Source organism: Neobacillus sp. NRS-1170, assembly GCF_050468025.1.
On sequence record NZ_JBITPF010000039.1, the window covers coordinates 36,695 to 52,369 of the forward strand.

Sequence of the window (15,675 nt, forward strand, 5' to 3'; positions counted from 1 at the left end):
GGGGCCCCCTTAAGACTGAAAGGAAGCCTGTGCTTCTGTAACCGATATTTTATTGGTTTCGGCTGCTTTCGCATGTTGTTCGTGAACAAGCTCTTCAATATTAAATATTTTCATAAATAAGTCCATGGCCTGTTCGGCATTAGGTTTTGCAGCCAATTCTTTTGCTTGTAAAATTGGATCTTTTAACATTTGGTTAATAATACTCTTGGTGTGTTTATTTAACACCTTGATATCACGATCAGATAAATTAGGAAGTTTGCGTTCCAAACTCTCCATTGTTTCAGCCTGGATCGCCAGGGCTTTTTCGCGAAGAGCTGAAATGACAGGAACCACACCAAGCATACCTAGCCATTGCTTGAAGTCGACGATTTCCTTTTCAATCATAAGCATGATTTTTTCAGCCGCTTTTTTGCGTTCTTGCAGGTTAGCCTCGACAATTCCCTCTAAATCATCGATATCGTATAAAAAGACGTTTTCCAGTTCCGAAATAGCCGGATCTAAGTCGCGCGGTACGGCAATATCCACCATAAATAATGGCTTACCCTTCCGCATTTTTTCAACTTTTGCCATCATCCCTTTGGTAATGACAAAATCCTTCGCACCGGTTGAACTGATTAGAATATCCGCTTCCACCAGTGATTTTTCCAATTCAGAAATCGTCCTTGCCTCACCGCTGAAACGGCCGGCTAAAACTTTGGCTTTATCAAAGGTCCGGTTAATGACCGTCACTTTTTTGACACCATTGCCGTGCAGGTTTTGTGCGGCTAATTCACCCATTTTGCCTGCGCCGAAAATCAACACATGCTTATTTGCAAGCGACCCGAAAATTTTCTTTGCTAGTTCGACTGCTGCATAGCTGACAGAAACAGCATTGGCACCAATCTCCGTCTCTGAATGAGCCCGTTTGGCAAGAGTAATCGCCTGTTTAAACAAGTGGTTAAACACGGAACCTGTAGTTTCCTCTGCTTGGGCCAGCATGAAGCTTGTGCGAACCTGTCCTAGAATTTGCGTTTCACCTAAGACCATTGAATTAAGTCCACAAGTTACATTAAACAAGTGATCGACCGCACCATCGTCTTCATAAATGAAGAGGAACGGTGTAAATTCTGCTTGTTCCATTCCAAACCATTCAGAGAGAAATTCTTTAATATAATAGCGGCCTGTATGTAATTGATCGACGACCGCGTAAATTTCCGTACGATTACATGTAGACAAGATGATATTTTCTAGGATGCTTTTCTTAGTGTTTAATTTCTTAATGGCATCCACAAGATCAGTTTCACTAAAAGTTAACCGCTCACGGATTTCGACAGGGGCAGTTTTATAGTTTAGACCGACAACTAATATATGCATTTGTTTAGAACACCCCCATTAATAACATGAATAACTAGATTGATTATATCACGAGCATTTTTTACTTTCGTTCGGAAAATGTGAACATTAAATGAAACTATGTGGTAACATAGAAAATTATATGGGTAAAATTACTTCCCTATGTACAGTATCAAAAAAATCGATGATATTCAAGTGAACCTTACTGGAAGTGGTGTATTTCTATGAAAAACCAGCGTATTTTCCCTGGAATTATTTTAATTGGTTTTGGAGCCTACTTTTTATTACAACAAGCAGGGATAACAATTTTTCAACAATTTTTCACTTGGCCGACGTTAATCATCATTGTGGGAATTGCTTTTCTCGGTCAAGGGTTTCGGGCGAATGATCAGGAAGCCATTCTTCCCGGCGTTATCATGACTGGATTTGGACTTCATTTTCATCTCGCCGGCCATGTTTCGTTTTGGCCAACTAATACGATTGGTATGTTAATTTTAATTATCTCAATCGGATTCTTTCTCCGTTTTCAAAAAACAAACACAGGATTATTTCAAGCTTTCCTCTTTCTCATTTTAGCAGTGTTGCTGCTTTTTTATGATAAAATTGCGGGATATCTTGGATTATTACAAAACGGAATGAGCTTGGTTTGGAAATTTTGGCCTGCTCTCTTAATAGTTGTTGGTATTTATTTTTTACTAAAAAAGAAAAAATAACCGCCTGGCATTATGCCTGGCGGTTTTTGTTTACATAAAACTTTGTAAAATTGCCCACGCTTTATCTTTTCCTTCCCCGGTTTCAGAGGAGAACAGGACGATATGGTCGTTGGGGTCAAGATCTAACGTTTCACGCGTCACTTTTAGGTACTTCTGCCACTTTCCTCTTGGGATTTTGTCCGCTTTAGTCGCAATAACGACGCAAGGAATTTCATAATGCTTTAAAAAATCATACATCATGACATCATCAGAAGTTGGCGGATGGCGCAAATCAACGATTAGCACACACGCTCTTAATTGCTCGCGGGTCGTAAAATAAGTTTCAATCATCTTTCCCCAGGCTGCCCGCTCCGTCTTGGACACTTTTGCATATCCATATCCCGGAACATCGACAAAATGAAGAATTTCATTGATTAGGAAAAAGTTTAATGTCTGAGTCTTTCCAGGCTTAGAGGAAATCCTCGCCAAGCCCTTTCGATTCAGCATCTTATTGATAAAAGAAGATTTGCCGACATTTGACCGGCCGGCCAGTGCAAATTCAGGCAGATCCGTTTCCGGATACTGCTCAGGTTTAACTGCACTAATAACTATATCTGAACTTACTACTTTCATTCTGCTCCGCCTTCCAATAGAGCATGCTTCAATACTTCATCTACATGTGTTACTGGAACAAACTCTAATTCATTTCGCACACTTTCGGGAATGTCATCGATATCTTTTTCATTATCCTTTGGAAGGATGACCTTTGTCAGGCCTGCTCGATGAGCACTAAGTGTTTTTTCTTTTAAGCCGCCAATCGGCAGCACTCTGCCGCGCAAGGTAATTTCACCGGTCATGCCGACTTCACGGCGGATCGGTCTGCCCGTTAACGCGGATACCAGTGCGGTTGCCATTGTTATTCCGGCAGATGGTCCGTCCTTTGGTACGGCTCCTTCCGGTACATGAATATGAATATCATATTTTTCATGGAAATTCTCATCAATACCCAGTTCCTTCGCTTTAGAGCGAATATAACTGAAGGCCGCCTGCGCTGATTCCTTCATGACATCACCAAGTTTACCCGTGAGAACCAGTTTTCCTTTTCCAGGGGCTAAGGAAACTTCTATCTGCAAGGTATCGCCGCCCACGGTAGTGTACGCCAATCCGGTTGCCACGCCCACTTGGTCTTCTGTTTCCGCTTGGCCATACCGGAATCTTGGTTTTCCTAAAAACTCTTCTACATTTTTATCGGTAATAACGACGCGTTTCTTTTCACCAGACACAATGATTTTGGCCGTTTTTCGGCAAATCGTCGCCATCTGACGTTCAAGGCTTCTAACCCCTGCTTCGCGTGTATAATAGCGGACAACTTTTAAAATCGCATCATCACGGACCTGCAAGGTGCTTTTTGAAAGGCCATTTTCTTTAATTTGCTTTGGCAGCAAATGATCTCTTGTGATATGAACCTTTTCAATTTCAGTGTAGCCGGCAATCGTGATGATTTCCATTCGGTCTAGCAATGGTCCCGGGATGGTGGACAGGTTGTTCGCCGTTGCGATAAACATGACCTTCGATAAATCGTACGTTTCTTCTATATAATGGTCGCTGAAATTATGGTTTTGCTCCGGGTCAAGGACCTCCAACAGCGCTGCAGATGGATCGCCGCGGAAATCGCTCGACATTTTATCGATTTCATCTAATAAAAAGACTGGGTTTATAGTGCCCGCTTTCTTCATCCCTTGAATAATCCGGCCTGGCATCGCCCCGACATATGTTCTCCGATGGCCGCGAATTTCGGATTCATCACGGACGCCGCCAAGCGATACGCGGACGAAATTACGATTTAGCGATGTGGCGATGGAACGGGCCAAGCTTGTTTTCCCAACCCCTGGAGGTCCTGCAAGACATAGAATCGGTCCTTTTAAGGAGTTTGTCAGCTTTTGAACCGCTAAATATTCCAGCACACGTTCCTTCACTTTTTCAAGGCCATAATGGTCCTGATTAAGGATTTTTTCAGCCCGAAGGATATCAATGTCATCCTCTGTCTTTTTCGACCATGGAATGGAAATTAGCCACTCAATATAATTGCGGATGACCGCACTTTCCGCTGAGCTTGTAGGCACCTTCTCATAGCGGTCTAATTCCTTAAGCGCTGCTTGATGGACATGTTCAGGCATTCCCGCTTGCTCAATTTTTTTGGTAAGCTCGGCAATTTCACCTGTTTTGCCTTCTTTATCGCCTAATTCTTTCTGAATCGCCTTCATCTGTTCACGCAAATAATATTCTTTTTGCGTTCTTTCCATGGACCGCTTGACACGCTGGCCAATTTTCTTTTCAAGATTAAGCACTTCTTTTTCATTGTGAATCGTGTCAATGACCATGTTCATTCTTTGTTTAACGTCAATCGTTTCAAGAATTTCCTGTTTTTCCTTCAGCTTGATTGGCAAATGGGAGGAGATGATATCTGCCATTCTCCCAGGTTCCTCAATATCTGCGACAGACGCATAGGTTTCAGCAGAGATTTTTTTGGATAATTTTATGTATTGCTCGAAATATTCAAGCATCGTCCGCATCAAGGCTTGGTCTTCCACATCTTTCGTCTCTGGGTCATCGAAGGTGGTGATGGTGACAGAAAAGTAATCTTCTTCATCATAAAAAGTAACAATTTCCGCCCTGCTTAGTCCTTCCACCAATACCCGGATTGTTCCATTTGGCAATTTAAGCATTTGTTTAACTTTTGTTAAGGTTCCAACCTTGTATAAATCCTCTTCAGAAGGCTCATCGATCGAGACATCCCTTTGAGTGGTTAAAAAAATTAAATGGTCATCTACCATTGCTTTTTCAAGGGCCTGCACTGATCTTTCACGGCCGACATCTAAATGAAGCACCATGGTCGGATAAACTAGCAATCCCCGAAGCGGCAGGAGGGGGACGAGCAATTCATTATTTTTCGCCATAATACAGCACCTCCACATGCATAATCCTTTTTTACTACTGCAAATGCAGAATAGTCTTTGTTGTACAATTCTATCTTATTTGGTTTTACGTGTCTATTTTTAGAGATAGAGCAGGTATCTCTTTAGCAATATAATTATTTTCCCCAACATTCTCACAAAAAAACTCCGGTTTGCTTTTTAGGTCAAACCGAAGTGTTTGGTTAAATCGACTCTTTTTTAGATAGTTCTATAGAAGCGGGAATGGCAATATTTTTCCGATAATCATTTTTCAAGGCAATTTCAAATACCTCATGCAGATGATTGACTGGAATGATTTGAATGCCCTCGACTTCATTTAGAATCGTTTGCATATTTTCATCCGGGATAATAACCGTTTTCGCACCGGCTTTCTTGGCCGCCTTTACCTTCGGATAAACACCGCCAATCGGCTTTACATTTCCGTGAATACTGATTTCACCCGTCATCGCTACGGTGTTGTCGATAGGAATCTTATATATCGCTGAATATATACCTGTCGCCATGGCGATTCCTGCTGATGGTCCGTCAATAGGAACGCCGCCTGGGAAATTAACATGGATATCGTAGTCATTTGCCGGGACACCCATGGAGCGGAGAACGGTAATGACATTTTCAATCGAGCCCCGCGCCATACTTTTGCGGCGTATCGATTTACCCTGTCCGCCAATGCTTTCCTCTTCGACGATTCCTGTTATATTAATGCTTCCTTTTTCTTTTGCCGGAATGACGGTCACTTCTATTTCGAGAAGCGCACCGGAATTCGGTCCATATACAGCTAGTCCATTGACAAGACCAACATGGGCAATATCATTGATCTTTCGTTCCATTCTCGGAGTCATTTGACTGGAATGAATCACCCACTCGATATCTTCATCTTTAATAAAATTGCGGTCTTCAGTAATTGCAAGTCCCGCTGCGATTTGAATCATATTGACCGTTTCACGGCCATTACGGGCGTAGGTAGAAAGTGTATTCACACCCGTATCGTTTATTTCCATATTCACCTTATCTGCTGCTTTTCTTGCTACTGTCACAATTTCTTCCTGATTTAAATCACGGAAGAAAACTTCCATGCAACGCGAACGAATCGCCGGGGGAATTTCACTAGGTGTTCTCGTCGTTGCCCCAATGAGACGGAAATCGGCTGGAAGGCCATTTTTAAAAATATCATGGATATGCGTTGGAATCTGTGTATTTTCTTCATGATAATAGGCACTTTCAAGGTAAACCTTGCGATCCTCTAAAACTTTTAACAGTTTGTTCATTTGAATCGGATGCAGTTCGCCGATTTCATCGATAAAAAGGACACCGCCATGAGCATTTGTTACGGCCCCTTGTTTAGGCTGCGGAATCCCAGCCTGGCCCATTGCACCAGCCCCTTGATAAATCGGGTCGTGTACTGATCCAATTAACGGGTCCGCAATCCCCCTCTCATCAAATCGTGCTGTTGTAGCATCTAGTTCAATAAAAACAGATTCTTTTTTAAATGGTGATTTAGCGTTCTTTTTTGCTTCTTCTAATACAAGACGCGCTGCTGCTGTTTTCCCGACTCCTGGTGGTCCGTAAATAATGACATGCTGCGGATTCGGTCCGCATAATGCTGCTTTTAAAGATTTTATTCCATCCTCTTGGCCAACAATGTCTTGAAAGCTCGTGGGACGTACCTTTTCAGATAATGGTTCTGTTAATGATATCGATCTCATTTTTCTAAGCTGTTCCATTTCTTTTCGGGATTCCCTATCGATGGAAACCTTTTGAGTCCGCTGATTCCTAAGCAAATTCCAAAAGTATAGCCCGATGATGATTCCAAAAAACAGCTGTATAAATAATGCAATCCCCGTCCAACTCATATTTTTCCCTCCAGCACTTTGTACTTCTATAGATATTAATAAGTATTTCCTGCCGAGTGGTGGAATAAACCACAAAATGCAAGAAACTGATGTGCTGGGAATCTGTGTTGGGATGGGTTTGTCTATTTTTTGGGGTGCTTTGTCTAATTTTTTAGTGGGTTTGTTTATTTTTTGAGGTACATTGTCTATTTTTTCAATGGTTTTGTACATTTTAACAATTTCTGTAAAAAAGCACATAAAAAAGAACCTAGCAAACGCCAGGCCCTTCTATATTATGCTGATTTTTCTTCAACAACGACTGTTCCGTCTTCTAAAACAAGCTTCGGAACGCTGTTGTTGATGACTGTTTCTTTCGTAATGATACACTTTGTAATATCATCGCGGGAAGGAAGGTCAAACATGACATCAAGCATAATTCCTTCAATGATTGAACGTAATCCACGGGCACCCGTTTTGCGTTCAATCGCTTTCTTCGCGATTTCAGTTAATGCGCCTTCTTCAAATTCTAACTCAACATCATCAATTTCAAGCATTTTTTGATATTGTTTCACAAGCGCATTCTTTGGTTTTGTTAAAATTTCAATTAATGCCGCCTCGTCCAACTGTTCAAGGCTTGCGATAACTGGAAGACGGCCAATAAATTCAGGGATTAAACCAAATCGCAGCAAGTCTTCAGGCAATACCTTTGAAAGCAGCTCTTTGGAAGTAATCTCTGCTTGCTTTGGATCTGCACCAAAACCAATTACTTTTTGTCCTAAACGGCGTTTAATAATCGGTTCAATTCCATCAAACGCTCCACCGCAGATAAATAGAATATTGGTGGTATCAATTTGAATGAATTCTTGATGCGGGTGCTTTCTTCCTCCTTGAGGAGGAACACTTGCCACCGTACCTTCAAGAATCTTTAATAATGCCTGCTGTACGCCTTCACCGGAAACATCGCGTGTAATCGATGGGTTTTCGGATTTACGGGCAATTTTATCAATTTCATCGATATAGATAATGCCTTTTTCCGCTTTTTCTACATCATAATCGGCAGCTTGAATTAATTTTAATAAAATATTTTCAACGTCTTCACCGACATAGCCTGCCTCTGTAAGAGAAGTAGCATCAGCGATAGCAAATGGCACATTCAAGATACGTGCTAATGTTTGCGCCAATAGTGTTTTCCCGCTTCCTGTTGGCCCAATCATAGCAATATTACTCTTGGAAAGCTCAACGTCATCAATTTTACTGTTGGAATTGATGCGCTTATAGTGGTTGTATACGGCTACGGAAAGCGATTTCTTCGCTTTATCCTGACCAATTACATACTCATCAAGAATTTCACAGATTTCCTTCGGTTTTGGAACATCTTTAAATTCTACTTCTTCTTCAGTTCCAAGCTCTTCCTCAACGATTTCTGTGCAAAGCTCGATGCACTCGTCACATATATAAACTCCCGGCCCTGCCACTAGTTTACGGACTTGATCCTGCGTTTTTCCACAGAATGAACATTTTAATTGTCCTTTTTCATCATTAAATTTAAACAACTCTTTCACCCCTTGAAACGTGTTATATCCTTCTTTGAAGCTGGTGGATCATCCAAACAAAAGCCGAGTTCAAACTATTTCTAAAATGGTATGTATTCTGCATTGTAACATATTTGGCCAATGGACTGGAACTAAAATGCATTATGTTTTGATTTGTTTGGAGAAGCACCAGTTTAAAACATATGTACTCATTAATCTTTGCCATAATTTTTAAAAATAAATCTAAAAGCTCTTTGGAAATTATTAATTCGATATGTAGTGTTGAATTTCCTGCCCATTGTAAATAAAAGCTGAAGCGCCTTGACCAGGGGCGACAAGCATAAGACGAGCCGGCAGGAAGGTTGTTTTTTAACCTTCATGCCGGATTGGCTTATGACCTCGAGCCCCTAGGCGCTGAAGCTAGATATTAAAAAGGTTTCCCTGACATAATTATAATATGTAATTGAAAAAATGTATAAAACAAGGCACGATCAAAATCGTGCCTTGCGATTACTTATAAAAATTACTTTTTGTTTTCAACAATAAAGTCGATCGCTTTTTTGAATTTAAGTTCAGCTTTGATGCCTTCTACGCCGCCAACTGCTTGTTTGATTGCATCAACTGACATGTTGTACATACCAGCCATTTTATCAAGCTCAGCGTTTACATCTTCGTCAGTTGCTTCAAGGTTTTCAGCTTTTGCAATTGCTTCAAGTGTTAAGTTCACTTTCACGCGAGTTTGTGCTTCTTCTTTCATTTGTTCGCGAAGAGCCGCTTCGTCTTGACCAGAGAATTGGAAGTAAAGCTCAAGGTTCATGCCTTGCATTTGCAGACGTTGTTCGAATTCTTGAAGCATGCGGTTTACTTCGTTAGAAACCATAACTTCTGGAATTTCAACTTGTGCGTTTTCAGCAGCTTTTTCCACTACTGTGTCACGAAGGTGGTGTTCTGCTTCATGCTTTTTGCTGTCTTCTAAACGAGTTTTGATTTTTTCTTTTAATGCATCTAATGTTTCTACTTCATCGTCAACATCTTTTGCAAACTCGTCATCTAATACAGGAAGCTCTTTGCCTTTGATTTCATGAACAGTTACTTTGAACGTTGCTGGTTTGCCAGCAAGCTCAGCTGCATGATATTCTTCAGGGAATGATACTTCTACATCTTTAGATTCGCCAGCTTTAACACCAACTAATTGTTCTTCGAAGCCCGGAATGAAAGATCCTGATCCTAGTTCTAAAGAGTGGTTTTCGGCTTTGCCGCCTTCGAAAGCTTCGCCATCAACGAATCCTTCAAAGTCGATAACAACTGTATCACCGTTTTCAGCAGCAGTGTCTTCTTTTACAACAAGCTCAGCGTGACGGTTTTGAAGTGTTTCTAATTCTTTTTGAACGTCTTCGTCAGTCACATTTGTATCTAACGCTTCTACTTCAAGGCCTTTGTATTCGCCTAATGTTACTTCAGGCTTAACTTGAACTGTTGCTTTGAAAATAAGATCTTTGCCTTTTTCCATTTGTTCGATGTCGATATCAGGACGGTCGATTGGCTCGATTCCTGCTTCGTCGATTGCATTGCCGTATGCTTCTGGAAGAAGAATATCTAATGCGTCTTGATAAAGTGATTCTACACCGAAACGCTTTTCAAACATACCGCGAGGCATTTTTCCTTTACGGAAGCCTGGAACGTTTACTTGCTTAACAACTTTTTGGAATGCTTCGTCTAAACCTTTGCTTACTTGTTCAGCACTTACCTCAACTGTAAGGACGCCGCGGTTTCCTTCTAATTTTTCCCATTTTGCTGTCATACCTATTTTCCCTCCAACATCTATTCTCATTTCATTCGTAACGAATTAAGAATCGAAATATGTCTTGTCCAATAAGTCATATTTCCACTTTTTTTAATGTAAAATATAATTATTTACACAATGCAACCCCTACATTATAACACAGGATTCCTGTGTTTCAACACCGGAGGTTATATATTAGGATAAGAAATTTTTTCAATTTGTTCAATTTGGCCTCTAGCTTGCTCTATTTCTTGCAATGTGACTCCATATTCCATCGCTGTTTGAGGTAATTTAGGCTCCATTCCCATGTATTCTTGAGCAAGAATGTAGAAGGCTGCGGCCCAAGCAGAACTGTTCACAGGTTGCAGCTCAAACGGAAAGCTCATAAAAAAAATGCGTTCTACCAAGGCGATGATATTTTCAAAGAGAACAGGGTTACTGCTTTCAAGTTGATTTTCTAATAGAGCTTTAATTTGGATCATTCTTGGCTGTTGTCTAACGTCCGGTAATTGAGTGGGGATGACTGTGTTTTCTTGTGAGAATTTTGTGATTTTTAATTCCCGATCGATTTCTTGCTCTTTGAGCAGCGTTAACAGAATCGTTTTAAGAAACGGATGCCCTTCTTCGGAATTGAGGTATTCTTCAATCTCAGGAACATAGGGGCGGATATTTTTTTCTGCCAGGTTCGAAATTAGCAGCATTTGTTCATTAAGATTGTTTGATGATAAAAGATTTAGCTGCTGTGGATGGTTTTCCTCAATCTCGGGTTCATTTATCTCCAGCTTGCGATTTTCTGCCATTCTCCGGCTGAATTGAAGGATAGTTAAAAAATGGTCATGTTTGTCTAGCGGAATCTCTTTTTCTTCTAACAAGACTTCAATGGTCGAGACGATTTCTTGGTATTCATGGAGTTGGATAAGGATTGTTAAGTAGAGGTCTACCATTTGAAAATAGTCGCCAATTCCTTTTAGGAGCATTTCGTTGGCAAGCTTTCTTGCTTTTTTAAAGGATCCTGCCTCGAAATAGGCAAGAACAAGTCCAATTAAGATGTCGTCATTTTCTGGATCTAGTTCTTTTGCTTCTTCTAAAAGGGTAATTGCCTCTTGAAATTTTTTATTATGCAGGCTCTCTAAGCCTTTATCTGTTAATCTTTTTTCGATTCCGGGAAAGAAAATTACATTATCGATTCGTTTCGCTTTTTCCCGTTTTTTCATAAAAATCCGTCCTTTTGCGTGTCTTGGAAAATAGTGTAGCATAAATGAGGCACAAAAAAAACTCACTATCAAAAGTGAGTTAATGTCTGGTATGTAGTATGGCGTCCCAGGAGAGATTCGAACTCCCGACCGACGGCTTAGAAGGCCGTTGCTCTATCCTGCTGAGCTACTGGGACGTATTTAATTATCAGCGACAAGATTTATTATATTATCCAAATATCTAAAAGTCAACGGGTTTTTCACATTTTTTATTTTTATTTTAATTTAAGTTTTCGATATGTAAATTTAATCGTTTTAATGACCGGGAACACGTTTTTCTTGATTCAAGGGAATTATGAATCCTTCTTAACGACCGTTAAACCTCTTTTTCTTGGTTCACGGGCATTATGAGCCCCTCTTAACGACCGGGAAACCTCTTTTTCTTGGTTCACGGGCATTATGAACCCCTCTTAACGACCGGGAAACCTCTTTTTCTTGGTTCACAGGCATTATGAACCCTTCTTAACGACCGGGAAACTTCTTTTTCCTGGTGCACAGGCATTATGAACCCTTCTTAACGACCGGAAACTTCTTTTTCCTGGTGCACAGGCATTATGAGCCCCTCTTAACGACCGGGAAACCTCTTTTTCTCGTTTCACGGGCATTATGAACCCTTCTTAACGACCTGGAAACTTCTTTTTCCTGGTGCACAGGCATTATGAGCCCCTCTTAACGACCGTGAAACCTCTTTTTCTCGTTTCACGGGCATTATGAACCCTTCTTAACGACCTGGAAACTTCTTTTTCTTGGTTCACAGGCATTATGAGCCCTTCTTAACGACCGGGAAACTTCTATTTCCTGGTGCACGGGCATTATGAACCCTTCTTAACGACCGGGAAACTTCTTTTTCCTGGTGCACAGGCATTATGAGCCCCTCTTAACGACCGTGAAACCTCTTTTTCTCGTTTCACGGGCATTATGAACCCCTCTTAACGACTGTGAAACCTATTTTCTCGTTTCACAGGCATTATGAGCCCTTCTTAACGACCATGAAACCTCTTTTTCTCGGTTCACAGGCATTATGAGCCCTTCTTAACAACCGTGCAAAGCTAATTTCCCCCTGCACGGTCACTAATAGGTTTCAAATCATTTTTGAGGTAATATAAATTCCCGAGAAAGCTCTAAGATCTCCCGCCCATTCAATTCAAACACGGACATCTTAATTTTATCTACAAATAAATCTAGGATAACATATGTTTTTTCCAGTCGCTCACGGGGAAGACGGATGCTGCCTGGATTTACGAAAAACGTCTCTCCAATAACTTCTGCACCTAAGACGTGCGAATGTCCAAAGCAGACGATATCAGCATTAACCTCTTGTGCTATATACTTTAAATTCATCAAAGAAGTTTTTACAGAATATCGATGACCATGGGTAATGAAGAACTTCCTGCCGGCAACCTCCGTTGTTGTATCTAATGGGTACCCTCCGCCGAAATCACAGTTACCCATTACGGTTAAATAACCAGACATGGATTGATCATCAGGCATCAATTGTGAATCGCCGCAATGAATCATCAAATCGACTTCATTCAAATGTCTTTCACGTAAAATCTCGAGTTCCTTTGTCAATCCATGACTATCGCTAACAACTAAAACCTTGCTCATGCCTCATTAGCCTTTTCTAAAATACCATCGAGCACATCATCCAGCTTCTTCAGAGCATTTGCCCGATGGCTGATTTTATTTTTTTCATCTGAAGAAAGCTCAGCCATTGCACGGCCTTTTTCAGGGACATAAAATACGGGATCATAGCCAAAACCATTAGTACCACGTTGCTCTTCTAAAATACGCCCTTCACAGGTGCCTGACACCGTGAAGGTTTCTTGCCCTTGAACCGCCACTGCTAATGCACAATAGAAACGGGCAGTTCGCTCCGCCTCAGGAACTCCTTTTAATTCAGACAGAACTTTTTCTGTGTTATTCTGATCGTTCTTTGGCTCTCCTGCATAACGGGCGGAGTAGATTCCTGGTCTGCCTTCTAAGACATCCACGATTAGGCCCGAATCGTCACCAATCACCATTCTATTTAGCGCCTGTGAAACAGCCTCCGCCTTTAATATGGCATTTTCTTCAAAGGTTGAGCCTGTTTCTTCGACCTCTGGGATCTCCGGAAAATCTAGCAGGGTTTTAACCGAATACCCTCTAGGGGCAAAAATATGCTCAAATTCTCTTGCTTTACCAGGGTTTTTAGTAGCAATAATAACTTCCTTCATTTCATTCGCCTCTCATGTTATATATCAGACTGTAATATCAACCTATACCAAAAATGAGTCTACTTCTTTCGCCGGCCCTCAATTTTCTTCGTAATCTCTTCGCCAAGTGCGGTTTTTTGATGTTCAAACAGCTCCATCAGCCCTTCCTGTGCGGCATGAAGTAAGCCTTGCAGCTGTTCATAAGAAAAGGTAGATTCCTCGCCAGTCCCTTGTAATTCGACGAACTCACCGTTGCCAGTCATTACGACATTCATATCGACGTGGGCCTTGGAATCTTCAGCATAATTCAAGTCGAGAACCGTTTCACCTTTTTGTAAAATTCCTACGCTTGTAGCCGCTAAATAATCGATAATAGGAAACTTTGACATTGACTTTTTCTCCGATAAACGATTTATGGCGATTGTCATCGCGACAAAAGCCCCTGTTATCGAAGCAGTTCTTGTGCCGCCGTCTGCTTGAATGACGTCGCAATCAATCCAGACTGTTTTCTCGCCAAGAGCACTAAGGTCTACCACTGCGCGAAGTGCTCTACCAATTAAACGCTGAATCTCCATAGTCCGGCCGGTGACCTTTCCTTTTGAAGATTCCCTTATATTTCTCGATTCCGTTGCCCGTGGAAGCATTGAATATTCGGCCGTAATCCAGCCCTTGCCTTCGCCTCTCATAAACGGCGGGACTCGATCCTCGATGCTCGCCGTACAAATTACCTTCGTATTCCCAACTGAAATGAGGACAGATCCTTCGGGATGCATTAAATAGTTTGTTTCAATATGTATTGGCCTTAGCTGCAATGGCTCCCTGCCATCAACACGCATAACATACGCCCCCTTCATTACGACAATGCCAAATAAAGAAGAGGCGGCCTTAAAAGCCAACCTCTTTCATGGTCACTATATAGTATAACAAAAATTTTTTTTTAGAAACTACCTGTATTTACTTTTTCTGGACGAGTTACCGGCTCAGATAATTTTTTGCCTTTATCATTTTTCAGCTCTGCCGTGCCTTTAACTTGGATGGCCACTTTTTTAATGTCCTTTTGCTCCGTTAATGAAAGCACGAGCGCATTAAGTAATGATTGAGAGATTTCTTTTTCTTCAAAGCTGCCATAAATATTTTCATCAAAGTTCAAAGTCACCTGACCATTGGCAATCTTAGGGGCTTCTAAAAGCTTTACATCAGACATAAACTCAGAAACTAAGTTTGAATTTTCACTAGGCCCTTGAATCAATTCATTCACAACAGCAGTAATGTTATCCTTTTCGCTGGCAGGGACACGGCGGGTTACCGGAACATAGTAATAGGAGCCCTCTTCCTCTCCACCTATGTAATAGACGGTAACAGGCTTGGTATTCGTAATATCCATTACATCCGCTGTATCAATGTTAATACCCGATGCTCTTGAAAGATGCTCGCTGATTGGAGTCCCTTTCACAGGCATTTTCGTTAGCGCCGTTCCATTCATTTTAATAGCCACCGTGTTAACATTATCAAATTGGGTTAAAGTCCATGTGACAGATTGAAGAATTCTTTTCTCATCTTCCTGCTTGTAATTCTTAAATTCTTTTGAAAAATTAACCGTAGCCAGCCCGTCTTTATCAATGTTTACAGAAATTTCTGTATCCTCTGGCAGGACAGCTCGGAAGTCATTTGGAAGCATGTCAGTAACAGGGCCATTCACCACTAAGTATTCAAGAGCCTGCTTGGCCACTGAAGCGGTCTTAGGAAGTGCCAGTGTTTGAGGAACGACATAGCCATTTTTATCAATTAAGTATAGTTCTGTTTGAACAGTGTTTTCAGCGTTGGCCTTCTTCGCAGCCGCTGTTTCTTTATTTTCTTTTTTATCGACTACCTGTGTTGTTTTTGGCGGATCAATTTTCTTTTGTGTTTCACCGCCAAACAAGCCGCAGCCAGATAGCAGCACTGATGAAGTCAGCACCGTCAAACCAAGGATTTTTGCTTTATTTTTAAACAAATTAATTCCCCCCTAAGACTGTTTGTACTAATATGTATACGAGCCTAGGAAAAAATTAGACCGCCTTAGGCCAGAAAAAAGAACATCTTTT

General features: G+C 41.1%; 13 protein-coding genes and 1 tRNA gene. 1 reads left to right on the forward strand and 13 read right to left on the reverse strand.

Annotation, left to right across the window (positions count from 1 at the left end; genetic code table 11):
- Nucleotides 1–9 precede the first annotated feature (9 nt).
- On the reverse strand, nt 10–1,353 hold the full coding sequence (hemA, locus tag ACIFOT_RS17860) for a glutamyl-tRNA reductase (protein WP_430066696.1): 1,344 nt from the start codon (nt 1,351–1,353) through the stop codon (nt 10–12).
- Between the two features lie 203 nt (nt 1,354–1,556).
- Between hemA and ACIFOT_RS17865 the strand changes: the two genes are divergently transcribed.
- Nucleotides 1,557–2,045, forward strand: coding sequence for a LiaF transmembrane domain-containing protein (locus ACIFOT_RS17865; protein WP_430066697.1), 489 nt, complete (start codon nt 1,557–1,559; stop codon nt 2,043–2,045).
- A gap of 30 nt (nt 2,046–2,075) precedes the next feature.
- Here the strand turns inward: ACIFOT_RS17865 and yihA are convergent, their stop codons facing one another.
- The 12 genes from yihA to ACIFOT_RS17925 all read right to left on the reverse strand — a co-directional run bounded on the left by yihA (nt 2,076) and on the right by ACIFOT_RS17925 (nt 15,584).
- Complete coding sequence (gene yihA, locus ACIFOT_RS17870) at nt 2,076–2,657, reverse strand: ribosome biogenesis GTP-binding protein YihA/YsxC (RefSeq protein WP_430066698.1); 582 nt, start codon at nt 2,655–2,657, stop codon at nt 2,076–2,078.
- A complete protein-coding gene (gene lon, locus ACIFOT_RS17875) occupies nt 2,654–4,981 on the reverse strand; it encodes an endopeptidase La (RefSeq protein WP_430066699.1) in 2,328 nt (775 codons plus the stop codon). The genes yihA and lon overlap by 4 nt, the downstream gene beginning before the upstream one ends.
- A gap of 200 nt (nt 4,982–5,181) precedes the next feature.
- On the reverse strand, nt 5,182–6,849 hold the full coding sequence (lonB, locus tag ACIFOT_RS17880; RefSeq protein ID WP_430066700.1) for an ATP-dependent protease LonB: 1,668 nt from the start codon (nt 6,847–6,849) through the stop codon (nt 5,182–5,184).
- A gap of 272 nt (nt 6,850–7,121) precedes the next feature.
- The gene (clpX, locus tag ACIFOT_RS17885) at nt 7,122–8,381 is read right to left on the reverse strand and encodes an ATP-dependent protease ATP-binding subunit ClpX (RefSeq protein ID WP_430066701.1); all 1,260 of its coding nucleotides are present in this window, start codon (nt 8,379–8,381) and stop codon (nt 7,122–7,124) included.
- Between the two features lie 502 nt (nt 8,382–8,883).
- Nucleotides 8,884–10,161, reverse strand: a complete 1,278-nt coding sequence (gene tig, locus ACIFOT_RS17890; protein ID WP_430066702.1) for a trigger factor — start codon at nt 10,159–10,161, stop codon at nt 8,884–8,886.
- Between the two features lie 170 nt (nt 10,162–10,331).
- Nucleotides 10,332–11,357, reverse strand: a complete 1,026-nt coding sequence (locus tag ACIFOT_RS17895; protein ID WP_430066703.1) for a tetratricopeptide repeat protein — start codon at nt 11,355–11,357, stop codon at nt 10,332–10,334.
- A 99-nt stretch (nt 11,358–11,456) separates the two neighbouring features.
- Nucleotides 11,457–11,533, reverse strand: a tRNA-Arg gene (locus ACIFOT_RS17900).
- A gap of 312 nt (nt 11,534–11,845) precedes the next feature.
- Entirely contained in the window at nt 11,846–12,001 is a 156-nt protein-coding gene (locus ACIFOT_RS17905) for a hypothetical protein (RefSeq protein ID WP_430066704.1), read from the reverse strand.
- A gap of 481 nt (nt 12,002–12,482) precedes the next feature.
- Nucleotides 12,483–13,004 carry a metallophosphoesterase family protein gene (locus ACIFOT_RS17910; RefSeq protein ID WP_430066705.1) on the reverse strand — a complete coding sequence of 174 codons (522 nt, stop codon included), beginning with the start codon at nt 13,002–13,004 and terminating at the stop codon, nt 12,483–12,485.
- Nucleotides 13,001–13,612, reverse strand: a complete 612-nt coding sequence (locus ACIFOT_RS17915; RefSeq protein ID WP_430066706.1) for an XTP/dITP diphosphatase — start codon at nt 13,610–13,612, stop codon at nt 13,001–13,003. The genes ACIFOT_RS17910 and ACIFOT_RS17915 overlap by 4 nt, the downstream gene beginning before the upstream one ends.
- A gap of 59 nt (nt 13,613–13,671) precedes the next feature.
- Nucleotides 13,672–14,427: a ribonuclease PH gene (rph, locus tag ACIFOT_RS17920; protein WP_430066707.1), complete on the reverse strand. Its 756-nt coding sequence runs from the start codon at nt 14,425–14,427 to the stop codon at nt 13,672–13,674.
- Nucleotides 14,428–14,528: 101 nt separating this feature from the next.
- Entirely contained in the window at nt 14,529–15,584 is a 1,056-nt protein-coding gene (locus ACIFOT_RS17925) for a GerMN domain-containing protein (RefSeq protein ID WP_430066708.1), read from the reverse strand.
- Between the last annotated feature and the right edge of the window lie 91 nt (nt 15,585–15,675).